The following is a 15,861-nucleotide window of genomic DNA, read 5'->3' as shown; positions in this document are numbered from 1 at the left end:
CATATCGGGTTACAGACCAAGCTGCCCGTTCAGCGACGTTGTGTAGTAAGTTAGGCCGAGAGCGAGCATCGGCCGTCATGCAGGCTCCCGACAACAGGCCTGCTCTAGAGGGTAGTGAATTGAACGACATGGCAAAAAACCTGATCCTGTGGTTGATCATTGCCGCTGTCCTGGTGACGGTGATGAACAACTTTTCCAGCCCGACCGAGCCGCAGACGCTCAATTACTCGGATTTCATCGAGCAGGTGAAAGAAGGTCGTGTGGAGCGCGTGACCGTCGATGGTTACATCATTACCGGCAAACGCAGTGATGGTGAGACCTTCAAGACGATCCGTCCGGCGATTCAGGACAATGGCCTGATCGGCGACCTGATCAACAACGACGTGGTGATCGAAGGCAAGCAGCCGGAGCAGCAGAGCATCTGGACGCAGTTGCTGGTCGCCAGCTTCCCGATTCTGGTCATCATCGCGGTCTTCATGTTCTTCATGCGCCAGATGCAGGGTGGTGCGGGTGGCAAGGGTGGGCCTATGAGTTTCGGCAAGAGCAAGGCGCGCCTGCTTTCCGAAGACCAGGTCAAGACCACCTTCGCCGATGTGGCTGGTTGTGATGAGGCCAAGGAAGAAGTTACCGAGCTGGTCGAATTCCTGCGCGATCCGGGCAAGTTTCAGCGCCTCGGTGGTCGCATCCCGCGCGGTGTGCTGATGGTCGGTTCGCCGGGTACCGGTAAGACGCTGCTGGCCAAGGCGGTCGCTGGCGAAGCCAAGGTTCCTTTCTTCACCATTTCGGGCTCCGACTTCGTCGAGATGTTCGTTGGTGTGGGTGCCAGCCGTGTACGAGACATGTTCGAGCAGGCCAAGAAGCACGCGCCCTGCATCATCTTTATCGATGAGATCGATGCGGTCGGTCGTCACCGTGGCGCCGGTCTCGGCGGCGGACATGACGAGCGCGAGCAAACGCTCAACCAGCTGCTCGTGGAGATGGACGGTTTCGAAATGAACGACGGCATCATCGTCATCGCCGCAACCAACCGTCCGGACGTCCTCGACCCCGCATTGCTGCGCCCCGGCCGCTTTGATCGGCAGGTAGTGGTCGGGCTGCCGGATATCCGTGGCCGCGAACAGATTCTGAAAGTTCATATGCGCAAGGTTCCGCTTGGTGACAGCGTCGAGCCGGCGTTGATCGCTCGCGGCACGCCCGGTTTCTCCGGTGCTGATCTAGCCAATCTGGTAAACGAAGCCTCGCTGTTCGCCGCGCGTGCAGGCAAGCGTGTGGTCGAAATGAAAGAGTTCGAGCTGGCCAAGGACAAGATCATGATGGGCGCTGAGCGCAAGTCGATGGTCATGTCCGAGAAGGAGCGCCTTAACACGGCGTATCACGAAGCGGGCCACGCAATCGTCGGGCGCGTCGTGCCGGAGCATGATCCTGTCTACAAGGTTTCGATCATTCCGCGTGGCCGGGCGCTCGGTGTCACCATGTTCCTTCCCGAAGAAGATCGTTACAGCCTTTCCAAGCGCGCCTTGATCAGCCAGATCTGCTCGCTGTTCGGTGGTCGTATCGCCGAGGAGATGACTCTTGGTTTCGAGGGGGTTACGACAGGGGCGTCGAACGACATCATGCGTGCCACGCAACTGGCTCGTAACATGGTCACCAAGTGGGGTTTGTCTGAAAAGCTCGGCCCTTTGATGTACGCCGAAGAAGAAGGAGAAGTCTTTCTGGGGCGCAGTGCCGGCAGCCAGCACACCAACGTCTCCGGCGACACCGCCAAACTGATCGACCAGGAAGTCCGCAGTATCATTGATCACTGCTACGGTACGGCCAAGCAGATCCTGGCCGACAACCGTGACAAGCTCGATCTGATGGCGGAAACGCTGATGAAATACGAAACGATCGACTCCGATCAGATCGACGACATCATGGCGGGCCGTACACCCCGCGTGCCGCGCGACTGGCAAGACGGCTCGGGGCCTACCGGAACGCCGGTGCAGCCTGAGGGTGGTCGCCCGCAGACGCCGATTGGTGGTCCTGCTGGCGAGCACTGAGCTAAGGCTGTTTCGATGACTGAATCGTTGCACCCAACCCGGCTGTCTTGTGGCAGCCGGGTTCTCGATTTATCCCGCCCACATGTCATGGGTATTCTCAACGTCACTCCCGATTCGTTCTCCGATGGCGGTCAGCACAACGGGGTTGATGCGGCGCTGCGCCATGCACAGGCGATGGCAGCTGCTGGCGCGTCGCTGATCGACATCGGTGGCGAGTCCACGCGGCCTGGTGCGCGCGTCGTCTCCCCTCTGGAGGAGCTTGAGCGAGTGGCGCCGGTGGTTGAGGCGATTGCGCGCGAGCTTGATGTAATCATCTCGGTGGACACCTCGACGCCTGCCGTGATCCGCGAGAGCGCGCGTCTCGGCGCGGGGCTGATCAATGACGTGCGTTCGCTCTCCCGTGATGGTGCACTGGACGCGGTGGCTGACAGTGGCCTTCCGGTGTGCTTGATGCATATGCGCGGTGAGCCGGCTGACATGCAGAACGATCCTCGCTATGAGGATGTCACCGCTGAAGTGCTGAGGTTTCTCCGCGAACGCATGGACATTTGTGTTGCTGCGGGGGTTCCGGTCGAGCGGATCGTACTCGATCCAGGGTTTGGGTTCGCAAAGACCCTTTCGCATAACCTCAGCTTGTTCAAGCATATGGAGCAGCTGCATGCGTTGGGGCGACCTTTGCTGGTCGGAGTGTCACGAAAGAGCATGATTGGGCAGGCGCTTGGGCGCGACGTCGAGCACCGCTTGCATGGCAGCCTCGCGCTTGCGGCGTTGGCGGTTGCCAAGGGTGCGCGCATTCTGCGTGTGCATGACGTGGCTGAAACGGTTGATGTGGTTCGAATGATCGCTGCAGTGCAGGCGGCAGAATAGGGAATTCTTCATGGCTAGAAAGTATTTTGGAACCGACGGCATTCGTGGTCATGTCGGGCAGTTTCCGATCACTCCGGACTTCATGCTCAAACTCGGATGGGCGGCCGGAATGGCGTTCCGCAAGCATGGGAAATGCCGCATTCTGATCGGCAAGGACACCCGTATCTCTGGCTATATGTTCGAGTCCGCTTTGCAGGCTGGGCTATCGGCCGCAGGCGCCGACGTGTTGCTGCTCGGGCCCATGCCAACTCCGGCTGTCGCTTATCTGACCCGTACCTTTCACGCGGATGCGGGCATCGTGATCAGCGCCTCGCATAATCCTCATCATGACAACGGCATCAAGTTCTTCTCTGGCCGGGGAACGAAACTTCCGGACGAAGTCGAGCTGATGATTGAGGAGCTGCTCGATACACCGATGTCTGTGGTGGAATCGGCGCAACTCGGTAAGGCATCGCGTATCAACGATGCAGCGGGCCGTTACATCGAATTCTGCAAGAGCAGCGTGCCGACCAGTACCGATTTCTCTGGTATGAAGATCGTGCTCGATTGCGCTCACGGCGCCACGTACAAAGTTGCGCCCAGTGTCTTCCGCGAGCTTGGGGCAGAGGTGGTGGTTATCGCCGCTCAGCCTGACGGCCTGAATATCAATGCTGATGTAGGATCGACCCATGTGGGGCAGCTGCAGAAGGCGGTGATCGAGCATGGTGCGGACCTCGGGATCGCCTTCGACGGGGACGGCGATCGCGTGATGATGGTCGATCATACCGGGGCTCAGGTGGACGGTGACGAGTTGCTCTACATCATCGCCACCGACCTGCAGGATCGTGATCGCCTGGCGGGAGGGGTGGTTGGCACTCTGATGAGTAATCTTGGCCTTGAGCTGGCGCTCAAAGCGCGTGATATCCCTTTCGTTCGCGCTAAGGTGGGTGATCGCTACGTGATGGCGGAAATGCTCGAGCGTGACTGGGTGCTCGGGGGGGAGAATTCAGGGCATATCGTCTGCGCACAGCATGTGACGACCGGGGATGCGATCATCGCGGCGCTACAGGTCGTACTCGCATTGAGACGTCGTGGGCAGAATCTTGCGCAGGAGCGACTGGCCTGGAATAAATGCCCACAGGTGTTGATCAATGTGCGCTTCGCCGGTGATCGAGATCCTATTTCTCACCCTCAGGTTCAAGCGGTCTGTGACAGCGTCACCGAGCGGATGGCGGGTCGTGGCCGGGTGCTGTTGCGCAAGTCGGGAACCGAGCCGTTGGTGCGTGTAATGGTCGAAGGGGATGATGAAAAGCAGGTTCGGTGTTATGCCGAAGAACTGGCGAATGCGGTTACCGAAGTTTGTGCGTGATTGTCGCTTGCCAGGTCTGTTTTCGTTGAGTACCATCTGCGCCCACTTTGACCGACGAGGTAAAGCATGCGTCGCCCCCTGGTAGCTGGTAACTGGAAAATGAACGGTACCCGCGCCAGCGTCGCAGAGCTGATCGAGGCGCTTCGTCAACAGGAAATTCCTGCCACGGTAGAAGTGGTCGTGTTTCCATCCTGTTTGCATCTGGTGCAGGTCGTGAGCGGTCTGGAAGACAAGGCGATCGCTGTTGGTGCTCAGGATTGCGCGGTACAGGCCGGCTTTGGCGCCTTGACCGGCGAAGAGTCTGTCTCTCAGCTGGCTGATGCGGGTTGCGGATGGGTGTTGGTCGGCCATTCCGAGCGGCGCCTGATTCTGGGCGAAAGTGATGAAGTGGTAAGTAAGAAGTTCTCTGTAGCATTGGAGTGTGGAATGACTCCGGTGTTGTGTCTGGGTGAGACGCTTGAGCAGCGTCAGTCTGGGCAGACTTTGGAAGTGGTGGGGCGTCAGCTGGCTCGCATAGTCGCTGATGCCGGAATTGCCGCTTTCGAGCGGGCGGTTGTGGCGTACGAGCCGGTCTGGGCGATAGGTACCGGGCTTACAGCTACGCCACAGCAAGCTCAGGAAGTGCATGCGGCTATTCGAGGGCAGTTGGCGCGTGAAGATCAACGTATCGCCGATGGTGTGCGTCTTCTCTATGGCGGCAGCGTAAAGGCGGATAATGCCGCCGAGCTTTTCGGGATGGCTGATATCGATGGGGGGCTCATCGGTGGGGCTTCTCTGAACGCGAATGATTTCGGTGCGATCTGTCGTGCCGCAGGGAACTGATCAGATGTTGCAGACTGTTGTGATTGTGGTGCATCTGCTGGTTGCCATTGGTGTGGTTGCGCTGGTGTTGCTGCAGCAAGGTAAAGGGGCGGATGCAGGGGCTTCTTTTGGTTCGGGTGCTTCGGCAACTGTTTTCGGAAGCCAAGGTTCCGCTACCTTTCTTAGTCGGTTTACTGCTATACTTGCCGGCTTTTTTTTCGTGACGAGTCTGGGGTTGGCGTTCTTCGCAACGCGGCAAGCCGATCAGATGTCGCAGGCGGGGCTACCGGATCCAGCGGTACTGGAAGTCCCGGTTAGCAAGCCGGCAGTTGAAGATGTGCCTGTTCTGGAAGCTACTCCGTCCGCACCTGGTGCAGACGATGTACCTCAAGTCCAAGAGCAGAAGTAAAAAGGTTTTTGCCGAGGTGGTGGAATTGGTAGACACGCTACCTTGAGGTGGTAGTGGCCATAGGCTGTAGGGGTTCGAGTCCCCTCCTCGGTACCAAACAAGCAGGCCCGCAGATGCGGGCTTTCTTGTTTTCAGTGTTTGGGTTGACCTATTTCAGGTGCGGTCGTATAATTCGTGCCCAGTTTGACGCGGGGTGGAGCAGTCTGGTAGCTCGTCGGGCTCATAACCCGAAGGTCGTTGGTTCAAATCCAGCCCCCGCAACCAGTTGATGAAAAGCCCCTGTCGAGGGGCTTTTTATTAGCTTCAAGCCAGGTCGCCGGCATCTACAGGCGATCATCAGGGATGGGCGTTTCGCCCATTTTTCATTTCTACGGCATGCACGAGGGACTTCGATGTCGAGCAAGCTAGAACAGTTGCAGGCCTTGTTGGCCCCGGTGGTCGAGGCGCTCGGCTATCAATGCTGGGGTATCGAATTCATTTCGCAGGGTCGGCATTCCTTGTTGAGGGTCTATATCGATCATTCAAACGGGATTCTTGTCGACGATTGTGAAAAGGTCAGCCGCCAACTCAGCGGTGTGCTCGACGTCGAAGATCCGATCAGCTCCGATTACACCCTTGAGGTGTCCTCGCCTGGTATGGATCGGCCGCTGTTCACGCTTGAACAGTATGCGGCGCACGTGGGTGAACAAGTCAAAATAAAGCTGCGCTCGCCCTTCGAGGGGCGGCGCAATTTCCAGGGTCTTCTGCGCGGGATCGAGGAGCAGGATGTGGTGGTGCTGGTCGATGATCACGAATATCTGTTGCCGATCGACATGATCGACAAGACCAACATAATTCCCCGTTTTGAGTGAATCGCGGATCCCGCGGACCCCAATGGATTGCGATAGGCGAGGCGTACGATGAGCAAAGAAGTACTGCTGGTTGTGGAGTCGGTATCCAACGAAAAAGGCGTACCGGCCGGTGTGATCTTCGAAGCATTGGAGCTGGCTTTGGCCACTGCTACCAAGAAGCGTTTCGAGGATGAGGTGGACCTGCGGGTTGAAATCAATCGGCAGAACGGTAGCTATGAGACCTTCCGCCGCTGGACGGTGGTCGAAGAGGAAGATTTCGACGATCCAGCGCATCAGCTGACCGTCGACATGAAGCAGGCTCAGGAAGCCAACGCCAAGGTCGGCGACGTTCTGGAAGAAAAGATCGAGTCGATCGAGTTCGGCCGTATCGCTGCGCAGACTGCCAAGCAGGTCATCGTGCAGAAGGTTCGGGAAGCCGAGCGTGCACAGGTGGTCGAGGCTTATCGTGATCGCCTGGGCGAGATCATCTCCGGCACCGTGAAGAAGGTGACACGCGACAGCGTCATCGTCGACCTGGGTAATAACGCCGAGGCATTGTTGGCGCGCGAAGATATTATTGCGCGTGAAACCTTCCGTGTCGGCGCCCGAGTACGTGCGCTGCTCAAGGAAATCCGCACCGAGAATCGCGGTCCGCAGCTGATTCTGTCGCGCACCGCGCCGCAGATGCTGATTGAGCTGTTCCGTATTGAAGTACCGGAAATTGCCGAAGGTCTGATCGAGGTGATGGGGGCTTCGCGAGATCCGGGTTCGCGCGCCAAAATCGCAGTTCGCTCGAAGGACAAGCGCATCGATCCGCAGGGTGCCTGCATCGGCATGCGCGGTTCACGCGTTCAGGCCGTTTCCGGCGAAATCGGTGGCGAGCGTGTCGATATCGTGCTCTGGGACGAGAACCCGGCGCAGTTTGTCATTAACGCGATGGCGCCCGCAGAAGTGGCCGCCATCATCGTCGACGAAGATGCCCATGCCATGGATATCGCGGTTGGCGAAGACAATCTGGCCCAGGCCATCGGTCGTGGTGGCCAGAACGTGCGCCTTGCCAGTCAGTTGACCGGCTGGACGCTGAACGTGATGACCGAAGCGGACATCCAGACCAAGCAGCAAGAAGAAACCGGCGATATCCTGCGTAGTTTCATCGAAGAGCTGGACGTCGATGAAGAGCTGGCACAAGTACTGGTCGAGGAAGGTTTCACTTCGCTCGAAGAGATCGCCTACGTTCCAATGGAGGAAATGCTCGGCATCGAAGGCTTCGACGAAGACATCGTCAATGAGCTGCGAACGCGCGCCAAGGATCGCCTGCTGACGAAAGCGATCGCAACGGAAGAAAAACTGGCAGACGCCCAACCGGCCGAGGATTTACTCGAGCTGGAAGGCATGGACAAGGAACTGGCGGTCGAGTTGGCAATGCGGGGTGTCATCACCCGCGAAGACCTGGCCGAGCAGTCGATTGACGACCTGCTCGACATAGACGGCATAGATCAAGAACGTGCCGGCAAGCTGATCATGGCCGCCCGAGCCCATTGGTTCGAGTAAGTATTTAGCGGCCTGAGGAGAGAGATGCATGACGCAAGTCACGGTGAAAGAACTGGCCCAGGTGGTCGACACACCGGTCGAGCGACTGCTGCAGCAGATGCGTGAGGCAGGACTGTCGCACACCAGCGCCGAGCAAGTAGTGACCGATAATGAAAAGCAGGCCCTGTTGGCGCACCTCAAGAGCAGCCATGGTGCCAAGGTGGACGAACCGCGCAAGATCACCTTGCAGCGTAAGACCACGACCAAGCTGAAGGTTGGCGGCAGCAAGACCATCAGCGTTGAAGTTCGCAAGAAGAAGACCTTCGTCAAGCGTAGTCCTGACGAGATCGAGGCTGAAAAGCAGCGCGAGCTGGAAGAGCAGCGTGCAGCCGAAGAAGCGGCTCGGCAGAAGGCTGCCGAGGAAGCGCGTCTGCGTGCCGAGGAAGAAGCACGTCGCGAAGCCGAAGCTAAAGCCTCGGCCAAGGTCGAGACGCCCGTCTCCGAGCCCCAGGAGCCGGTTGCGGCCGTTGCGCCTGAACCCGCCCCGGTCGTTCCTGCGGCTCCGGTCGAGGAACGCAAGAAGGACGAGGCACGTCGCCCTGACAAAGCTCGTAGCGATGATGACGAACGTCGTGATCGCAAGCAGGCTCAGCATCGTCCTTCGCTGAAAGCGAAAGCACCGCTTTCGCGTACCGTGCGCAGCGGCGAAGACGACGCCGATGGATTCCGTCGCGGTGGTCGTGGCAAATCGAAACTGAAAAAGCGCAATGCGCATGGTTTCCAGAGCCCGAGCGGCCCGATCGTTCGCGAAGTAGCGATCGGCGAGACCATCACCGTTGGCGACTTGGCGCAACAGATGTCGGTCAAGGCCGCTGAAGTCATTAAGTTCATGTTCAAGATGGGCAGCCCGGTGACCATCAACCAGGTACTGGACCAGGAAACTGCCCAGTTGATTGCCGAAGAGCTAGGCCACAAGGTCAAGCTGGTCAGCGACAACGCCTTGGAAGAGCAACTGGCCGAACTGCTGAAGTTCGAAGGCGAGGCCATTACGCGTGCGCCGGTCGTAACCGTCATGGGGCATGTCGATCATGGTAAGACGTCGCTGCTCGATTACATTCGACGCGCCAAGGTTGCAGCCGGCGAGGCGGGTGGTATCACCCAGCATATCGGTGCCTACCACGTCGAGACCGACCGCGGCATGGTCACCTTCCTCGACACGCCCGGTCACGCTGCGTTTACCGCGATGCGTGCACGGGGTGCGCAGGCGACCGACATCGTCATTCTGGTGGTGGCTGCCGATGACGGCGTGATGCCGCAAACCATCGAAGCGATCCAGCATGCCAAAGCCGCCGGTGTTCCGCTGGTCGTGGCGGTGAACAAAATCGACAAACCGGGCGCCGATCTCGATCGAATCCGCAGCGAACTGTCCGTTCACGAAGTGACGTCCGAAGAGTGGGGCGGTGATACGCCGTTCGTGCCGGTTTCCGCCAAGATGGGTACGGGCGTCGATGACCTGCTCGAGGCCGTGTTGCTGCAAGCCGAGATCCTTGAGCTGACGGCAACGCCTTCGGCTCCGGGCCGCGGCGTTGTGGTCGAATCGCGTCTGGATAAAGGGCGTGGACCGGTTGCTACCGTGCTGGTACAAGACGGTACCCTGCGTCAGGGTGACATGGCGCTGGTCGGCTCGAACTATGGCCGTATCCGCGCCATGCTCGACGAGAACGGCAAGCCGATCAAGGAAGCAGGCCCGTCGATTCCGGTCGAAATTCTCGGCCTCGATGGCACACCGGATGCGGGCGATGAGCTCAGCGTACTGGCTGACGAGAAGAAGGCGCGCGAAGTGGCCTTGTTCCGTCAGGGCAAGTTCCGCGAAGTCAAGCTGGCTCGTGCGCATGCCGGCAAGCTCGAAAACATCTTCGAGAATATGGGCCAAGAAGAGAAGAAGACGCTCAATATCGTCCTCAAGTCCGATGTCCGTGGTTCCCTCGAGGCGCTGCAAGGTTCGCTCAGCAGCCTGGGCAACGATGAAGTTCAGGTGCGCGTTATCGGCGGTGGTGTCGGTGGTATCACCGAAAGCGACGCCAACCTGGCATTGGCGTCCAACGCCGTACTGTTCGGCTTCAACGTCCGTGCCGATGCCGGTGCGCGCAAGATCGTCGAGCAGGAAGGTCTGGATCTGCGTTACTACAACGTGATCTACGACATCATCGAAGACGTCAAGAAAGCCCTGACCGGCATGCTTGGCAGCGACGTGCGGGAAAACATTCTCGGCATCGCAGAGGTTCGCGATGTGTTCCGCTCGCCGAAATTCGGCGCCGTGGCAGGCTGCATGGTCACCGAGGGTATGGTGCACCGCAACCGCCCGATCCGTGTGTTGCGCGATGACGTGGTCATCTTCGAAGGCGAGCTGGAGTCCTTGCGTCGCTTCAAGGATGACGTCGCTGAAGTGCGCGCCGGCATGGAATGCGGTATCGCAGTGAAGAGCTACAACGACGTCAAGGCTGGCGACAAGATCGAAGTGTTCGAGAAAGTCGAAGTGGCGCGTTCGCTCTAACCGCAGCTGTAAGGTAATAGGCGGCAAGCTTCCAGGGGCGACCCTGGAAGCTTGCCGTTTGCCTTTGCAGCATGATGATTTCCAGGTTTGCAGCTTGCTGCTCGAGGCAGATTTTATGGCCAAAGAATTCAGCCGTACCCAGCGTATCGGTGACCAGATGCAGCGCGAATTGGCGCTGTTGATTCAACGTGAAGTGAAAGACCCGCGTCTGGGTCTGATCACCATTACCGCCGTCGAGGTCAGTCGCGATCTGTCCCATGCCAAGGTGTTCATCACTGTTATGGGCAAGGATGACGATGAAGATGCGGTCAAGACCAATCTCAGGATTCTCAACGATGCCGGTGGCTTCTTGCGGATGCAGCTGGGCAAGGCGATGAAGCTACGCACCGTGCCCCAACTGCATTTCAACTATGACGCCAGCGTGCGCCGTGGTGTCGAGCTTACATCTCTAATCGAACGTGCAGTGGCAGAAGACCGCAAGCACAGCGATGATCTCGGAGAGTAAAGCGTGGCACAGGTAAAACGCGTACGCCGAGCAGTCAGCGGCATCATTCTGCTCGACAAACCCCGTGGGTTCACTTCCAACGCTGCCTTGCAGAAGGTTCGCTGGCTGCTCAATGCCGAGAAGGCTGGGCACACCGGCAGCCTGGATCCATTGGCAACCGGTGTGCTGCCCTTGTGTTTCGGTGAGGCGACCAAGTTTTCGCAGTATCTGCTCGATGCCGACAAGGGCTATGAGACTGTTGCCCAGCTTGGCATTACCACCACTACGGCCGATGCCGAGGGCGAGGTGCTCGAGCGTAGGTCCGTCGACGTCAATCAGGCGCAGCTTGAAGCGCTACTGCCCCGATTTCGCGGCGATCTCTTGCAAGTGCCACCGATGTATTCGGCGCTCAAGCGCGATGGTCAGCCGCTGTACAAACTCGCTCGTGCAGGTGAGGTAGTGGAGCGCGAGCCGCGTTCTGTTACCATTACCCGCTTGGATTTACTGTCGCTCGAAGCTGACCGGGCTCGCCTGGCTGTTGCTTGCAGTAAGGGCACCTACATTCGCACCTTGGTCGAGGATATCGGGCAGGCGCTGGGCTGTGGTGCCCATGTGGCCGAACTGCGGCGAACTCAGGCCGGTCCATTCGACCTGACCCAGACGGTCAGCCTCGAGGAACTTGAACGGGTTCATGCCGAAGGTGGAGCGGAGGCGGTAGATGCCTTCCTCAAACCGGTCGATAGCGGACTCGAGCACTGGCCGCTGTTGCAGCTTTCGGAGCACAGCGCCTTTTACTGGCTGCACGGTCAGCCGGTACGTGCACCGGAAGCGCCGAAGTTCGGCATGTTGCGGGTGCAGGATCACAACGGTCGCTTCATTGGTATTGGTGAGGTGAGCGAAGACGGGCGTATTGCGCCGCGTCGATTGATTCGGTCGGAATGACCGATACGTGGTGCGCCTCGAAGGTGTGCTGCGTGACGAGGGTGGCTGTCGGCAGGCACGGTCACTCCTCTTTTTAGAATACGGGACCCGTCCCGGCCTGTTCATTGAAGGAGCCCATCATGGCACTTAGCGTTGAAGAAAAAGTCCAGATCGTTAACGAGTACAAGCAAGCTGAAGGCGATACCGGTTCTCCGGAAGTGCAGGTTGCCCTGCTGACCGCCAACATCAACAAGCTGCAAGGTCACTTCAAGGCCAACGGCAAGGATCACCACTCGCGTCGTGGTCTGATCCGTATGGTCAACCAGCGTCGTAAGCTGCTGGATTACCTGAAGGGCAAGGACACCACTCGTTACAGCACCCTGATCGGTCGTCTGGGTCTGCGTCGCTAAGCGATGCTTGTGCGAAGCTGAATGCCAAAGCTGGAAGTGGGGCTCGTCCCTGCTTCCAGCTTTTGCCTTTCAGCGGGGCACATTCGGACAGCGTAGGGGTTTGATTCCCCGCACTGCCCAAGAATTCGCTACGAAGCGTCTCGCGCGAGGCATGGCCCGCGAGATGTAAAAACGTTTCCCCCAAGGCAACATAGAGAAGGAACCACCGTGAACCCGGTAATCAAGAAATTTCAGTTCGGTCAATCGACCGTAACCCTCGAGACTGGCCGTATCGCCCGTCAGGCTTCAGGCGCTGTTCTGGTCTCCGTTGATGATGACGTTACTGTCCTGGTGACGGTAACCGGCGCAAAGACCGCCGATCCGAGCAAGGGCTTTTTCCCGTTGTCAGTGCACTACCAGGAAAAAACCTACGCAGCCGGCAAGATCCCTGGCGGCTTCTTCAAGCGTGAAGCGCGTCCGTCGGAGAAAGAAACCCTGACCTCGCGCCTGATCGATCGCCCGATCCGTCCGCTGTTCCCAGAAGGCTTCCAGAACGAAGTACAGGTCATCTGCACTGTCGTATCGACCAGCAAAAAGACCGATCCGGACATCGCTGCGATGATCGGTACCTCCGCTGCGCTGGCCATTTCCGGTATTCCGTTCAACGGCCCGATCGGTGCTGCACGCGTAGCTTTCCATCCCGAGACCGGCTATCTGCTGAACCCGACGTACGAGCAGCTCAAGGCTTCCAGCCTCGACATGGTCGTGGCCGGCACCAAAGACGCCGTGCTGATGGTCGAATCCGAAGCCAAAGAGCTGACCGAAGATCAGATGTTGGGTGCCGTACTGTTCGCCCACGATGAATTCCAGGCCGTAATCCAGGCGGTTACCGAGTTGGCAGCCGAAGCGGCCAAGCCGACCTGGGACTGGCAGCCCAAGGCGGAAAACACTCAGCTGCTCGATGCGATTCGTAGCGAGTTCGGTGATGCCATTTCCCAGGCCTACACCATCATTATCAAGCAGGATCGCTATGCCCGTCTGGGTGAGCTGCGTGACCAGGTCGTCGCGAAGTTCTCCGGTGAGGAAGGCCAGCCGTCCGCCAGTGAAGTCAAAGATGCCTTTGGCGAGATCGAGTACCGCACCGTTCGCGAGAACATTGTCAACGGCAAGCCGCGTATCGATGGCCGTGACACCCGTACCGTGCGTGGCCTGAACATCGAAGTCGGTGTACTGGACAAGACCCACGGCTCGGCGCTGTTCACCCGTGGCGAAACCCAGGCGTTGGTGGTTGCGACCCTCGGTACCGCGCGCGACGCGCAACTGCTCGATACCCTTGAAGGCGAGAAGAAAGATCCCTTCATGCTGCACTACAACTTCCCACCGTATTCGGTAGGCGAGTGTGGTCGTATGGGCGCTACTGGCCGCCGCGAAATCGGTCACGGCCGTCTGGCCCGTCGTTCCGTTGCCGCCATGCTGCCGAGCGCCGATGAGTTCCCGTACACCATTCGCGTGGTCTCGGAGATCACCGAGTCCAACGGTTCCAGCTCCATGGCTTCGGTTTGCGGTGCTTCCCTGGCCCTCATGGATGCCGGTGTGCCGATGAAGGCGCCGGTAGCCGGTATCGCGATGGGTCTGGTCAAGGAGGGCGAGAAGTTCGCCGTACTGACCGACATTCTGGGTGACGAAGATCACCTGGGTGACATGGACTTCAAAGTGGCCGGTACCGCCAAAGGCGTGACCGCGCTGCAGATGGATATCAAGATCCAGGGCATCACTGAAGAGATCATGGAAATCGCGCTGGGCCAGGCACTGGAAGCGCGTCTGAACATTCTCGGTCAGATGAACCAGGTCATCGGTCAGTCGCGTACCGAGCTGTCGGCCAATGCACCGACCATGATTGCGATGAAGATCGACCAGGACAAGATCCGTGACGTCATCGGCAAGGGCGGCGCCACCATCCGCAGTATTTGCGAAGAAACCAAGGCCTCGATCGACATCGAAGACGACGGCTCGATCAAGATCTTCGGCGAAACCAAGGAAGCCGCAGAGGCCGCCAAACAGCGTGTTCTGGGCATCACCGCTGAGGCGGAGATCGGCAAGATCTATGTCGGCAAGGTCGAGCGCATCGTCGACTTCGGCGCCTTCGTCAACATCCTCCCGGGCAAGGACGGTCTGGTGCACATCTCCATGCTGAGTGACCAGCGGGTGGAGAAGGTTACTGACGTGCTCAAGGAAGGTCAGGAAGTGAAAGTGCTGGTACTGGACGTGGACAACCGCGGCCGTATCAAGCTGTCCATCAAAGATGTGGCGGCTGCCGAGGCGTCTGGCGCCTAAACGCACCAGCGGTGACAGAAAGGGCCCTTCGGGGCCTTTTTTGTTTCGGGCCTTGGAGCTTAGCGTCGCCCAACACAATCGGCTCGGAGCACGCGAAATTGATTGCAACTTGCACGCTTCGCTAGGACAAAACATGCAGTGTGCTAGTGGCCTTCAGCTACTGTGATTTTGCAAACTATTGAAGTTAAAGGGTTATTTTTATAATAAAAAGTGGCATGTCACTTGCGACATTACCTGTGAACTGCGGTCGGAATAGATGCCGCAGACATCTGAAGAAAACAGGAGTGCCACTATGAACATGATCCAGAATTCTCTTACCGCTGCTGCCGTCGCCGCTGCGTTGAGCTTGCCCATGGCGGGCGCTGCCTTCGCCGACATAACTCCGGCGCTGGATAAGGCTGATACGGTCATGCTGGCTACCAACGACACCATGAAAGAGGCTGGCGACGCCACCTCTGATACCTGGATCACCACCAAGGTGAAATCCGTTCTATTGGTGGAAGACGCTACCCCAGGTATGGATATCGAAGTCGAAACCAAAGACGGCGTTGTTTCGCTGTCCGGCACTGTGGCCACCGAGGCTGAGCGCGAAATGGCGATCAACAAGGCCAAGGGTGTCGAAGGCGTTCGTGACGTGTCGGCTGACGGTCTGAAAGCCGCCGACTAAACAATAGCCGTTGCCGTAACAGCGGTATACGAAACCCCACCTTCGAGTGGGGTTTCCTTTTTCAGCGACCGCGTTGGCTGTCGATCCGACGCAGGCGGTTTCCTTCGAAGCGTAGAAAATGGTACATCCCGTTGGTTGGTCCATAGAGCCATTCTTCGATCTGCACTTCATGACGAAAGCCGTAATCATCGAGGACTTCCTTGTATCCCACCAGCGAGGCGCTGGAAGGTTCGCCACATTTGTTTCTGACTTCGGCGGTGGACGCTTCAAGGCTCACCAGCGCACTGCCGCAGCGATGGGTAGAAGCGGCCTGGGCGCTACAGGCGAACACAAGCAGACTCAGCAAGATCACGACGAGTGTAGTGGGCACGAGGAATCCTTTTCCGTTCAATGATCTCGGCGAGACTCGATGCGTACAAGTCGATTGCCTTGGAAGGTCAGAATGCTGAACATGCCGTTATTGGGGCCGTAAAGCCACTCTTCGATAACCAGCTCCTGCCTGGCGTAAGGGCCCAGTGTGTGGCCGATCAGATCGCGCTGCACAGGCGTGCCGCATTTGCGTTCGACCTCGAATGTCCTGTCGCCGGTACTGATCAACTGGCTGCCGCAGCGTAGGGTTTCTGCCTGTGACAGCGGAGACGCAAGCACGAAAATAAATAGCCAGGTGAGACGAGCGTGGGTGGGCATG

Annotated in this window: 15 protein-coding genes and 2 tRNA genes; 15 read left to right on the top strand and 2 right to left on the bottom strand. The window is 58.5% G+C overall.

Annotated features, from left to right (window positions below):
• Nucleotides 1-128: 128 nt before the first annotated feature.
• From ftsH to MCB86_RS11105, 15 genes are all read left to right on the top strand, one after another.
• Nucleotides 129-2,039: an ATP-dependent zinc metalloprotease FtsH gene (gene ftsH, locus MCB86_RS11175; RefSeq protein WP_239610916.1), complete on the top strand. Its 1,911-nt coding sequence runs from the start codon at nucleotides 129-131 to the stop codon at nucleotides 2,037-2,039.
• 15 nt (nucleotides 2,040-2,054) lie between these two features.
• Nucleotides 2,055-2,906 carry a dihydropteroate synthase gene (gene folP, locus MCB86_RS11170; protein WP_239610914.1) on the top strand — a complete coding sequence of 284 codons (852 nt, stop codon included), beginning with the start codon at nucleotides 2,055-2,057 and terminating at the stop codon, nucleotides 2,904-2,906.
• A gap of 10 nt (nucleotides 2,907-2,916) precedes the next feature.
• Nucleotides 2,917-4,254: a phosphoglucosamine mutase gene (gene glmM / locus MCB86_RS11165; RefSeq protein WP_045160855.1), complete on the top strand. Its 1,338-nt coding sequence runs from the start codon at nucleotides 2,917-2,919 to the stop codon at nucleotides 4,252-4,254.
• Between the two features lie 66 nt (nucleotides 4,255-4,320).
• On the top strand, nucleotides 4,321-5,076 hold the full coding sequence (tpiA, locus tag MCB86_RS11160; protein WP_239610911.1) for a triose-phosphate isomerase: 756 nt from the start codon (nucleotides 4,321-4,323) through the stop codon (nucleotides 5,074-5,076).
• Between the two features lie 4 nt (nucleotides 5,077-5,080).
• Complete coding sequence (secG, locus tag MCB86_RS11155; RefSeq protein WP_239610908.1) at nucleotides 5,081-5,464, top strand: preprotein translocase subunit SecG; 384 nt, start codon at nucleotides 5,081-5,083, stop codon at nucleotides 5,462-5,464.
• 10 nt (nucleotides 5,465-5,474) lie between these two features.
• Nucleotides 5,475-5,560, top strand: a tRNA-Leu gene (locus MCB86_RS11150).
• Between the two features lie 91 nt (nucleotides 5,561-5,651).
• Nucleotides 5,652-5,728, top strand: a tRNA-Met gene (locus MCB86_RS11145).
• A gap of 128 nt (nucleotides 5,729-5,856) precedes the next feature.
• Nucleotides 5,857-6,315 (top strand): ribosome maturation factor RimP, encoded by a 459-nt coding sequence (rimP, locus tag MCB86_RS11140; protein WP_025240595.1) that lies wholly within the window; start codon nucleotides 5,857-5,859, stop codon nucleotides 6,313-6,315.
• A gap of 48 nt (nucleotides 6,316-6,363) precedes the next feature.
• Nucleotides 6,364-7,845 (top strand): transcription termination factor NusA, encoded by a 1,482-nt coding sequence (gene nusA, locus MCB86_RS11135; RefSeq protein ID WP_239610905.1) that lies wholly within the window; start codon nucleotides 6,364-6,366, stop codon nucleotides 7,843-7,845.
• Nucleotides 7,846-7,873: 28 nt separating this feature from the next.
• Nucleotides 7,874-10,378 carry a translation initiation factor IF-2 gene (gene infB / locus MCB86_RS11130; protein WP_045160859.1) on the top strand — a complete coding sequence of 835 codons (2,505 nt, stop codon included), beginning with the start codon at nucleotides 7,874-7,876 and terminating at the stop codon, nucleotides 10,376-10,378.
• Between the two features lie 115 nt (nucleotides 10,379-10,493).
• Complete coding sequence (rbfA, locus tag MCB86_RS11125; protein ID WP_045161096.1) at nucleotides 10,494-10,883, top strand: 30S ribosome-binding factor RbfA; 390 nt, start codon at nucleotides 10,494-10,496, stop codon at nucleotides 10,881-10,883.
• Between the two features lie 3 nt (nucleotides 10,884-10,886).
• Nucleotides 10,887-11,804 carry a tRNA pseudouridine(55) synthase TruB gene (gene truB, locus MCB86_RS11120; protein ID WP_239610903.1) on the top strand — a complete coding sequence of 306 codons (918 nt, stop codon included), beginning with the start codon at nucleotides 10,887-10,889 and terminating at the stop codon, nucleotides 11,802-11,804.
• Nucleotides 11,805-11,923: 119 nt separating this feature from the next.
• On the top strand, nucleotides 11,924-12,193 hold the full coding sequence (rpsO, locus tag MCB86_RS11115) for a 30S ribosomal protein S15 (protein WP_025240600.1): 270 nt from the start codon (nucleotides 11,924-11,926) through the stop codon (nucleotides 12,191-12,193).
• Between the two features lie 207 nt (nucleotides 12,194-12,400).
• On the top strand, nucleotides 12,401-14,506 hold the full coding sequence (pnp, locus tag MCB86_RS11110; RefSeq protein ID WP_239610902.1) for a polyribonucleotide nucleotidyltransferase: 2,106 nt from the start codon (nucleotides 12,401-12,403) through the stop codon (nucleotides 14,504-14,506).
• Nucleotides 14,507-14,798: 292 nt separating this feature from the next.
• Nucleotides 14,799-15,173 carry a BON domain-containing protein gene (locus MCB86_RS11105; RefSeq protein WP_239610900.1) on the top strand — a complete coding sequence of 125 codons (375 nt, stop codon included), beginning with the start codon at nucleotides 14,799-14,801 and terminating at the stop codon, nucleotides 15,171-15,173.
• A 61-nt stretch (nucleotides 15,174-15,234) separates the two neighbouring features.
• Here MCB86_RS11105 and MCB86_RS11100 read toward each other — a convergent pair whose 3' ends face one another.
• Together MCB86_RS11100 and MCB86_RS11095 are read right to left on the bottom strand one after the other, a co-directional pair.
• Complete coding sequence (locus tag MCB86_RS11100) at nucleotides 15,235-15,543, bottom strand: DUF2845 domain-containing protein (protein ID WP_239610897.1); 309 nt, start codon at nucleotides 15,541-15,543, stop codon at nucleotides 15,235-15,237.
• A 17-nt stretch (nucleotides 15,544-15,560) separates the two neighbouring features.
• A complete protein-coding gene (locus tag MCB86_RS11095) occupies nucleotides 15,561-15,860 on the bottom strand; it encodes a DUF2845 domain-containing protein (protein ID WP_239610895.1) in 300 nt (99 codons plus the stop codon).
• Nucleotide 15,861: the final 1 nt, after the last annotated feature.

This window comes from Pseudomonas sp. KSR10 (assembly GCF_022355455.1).
In the GTDB taxonomy this organism is placed as follows: domain Bacteria; phylum Pseudomonadota; class Gammaproteobacteria; order Pseudomonadales; family Pseudomonadaceae; genus Stutzerimonas; species Stutzerimonas stutzeri_E.
The sequence above is the reverse complement of the archived record's forward strand: the minus strand, read 5'-3'. Positions and strand labels throughout refer to the sequence as shown.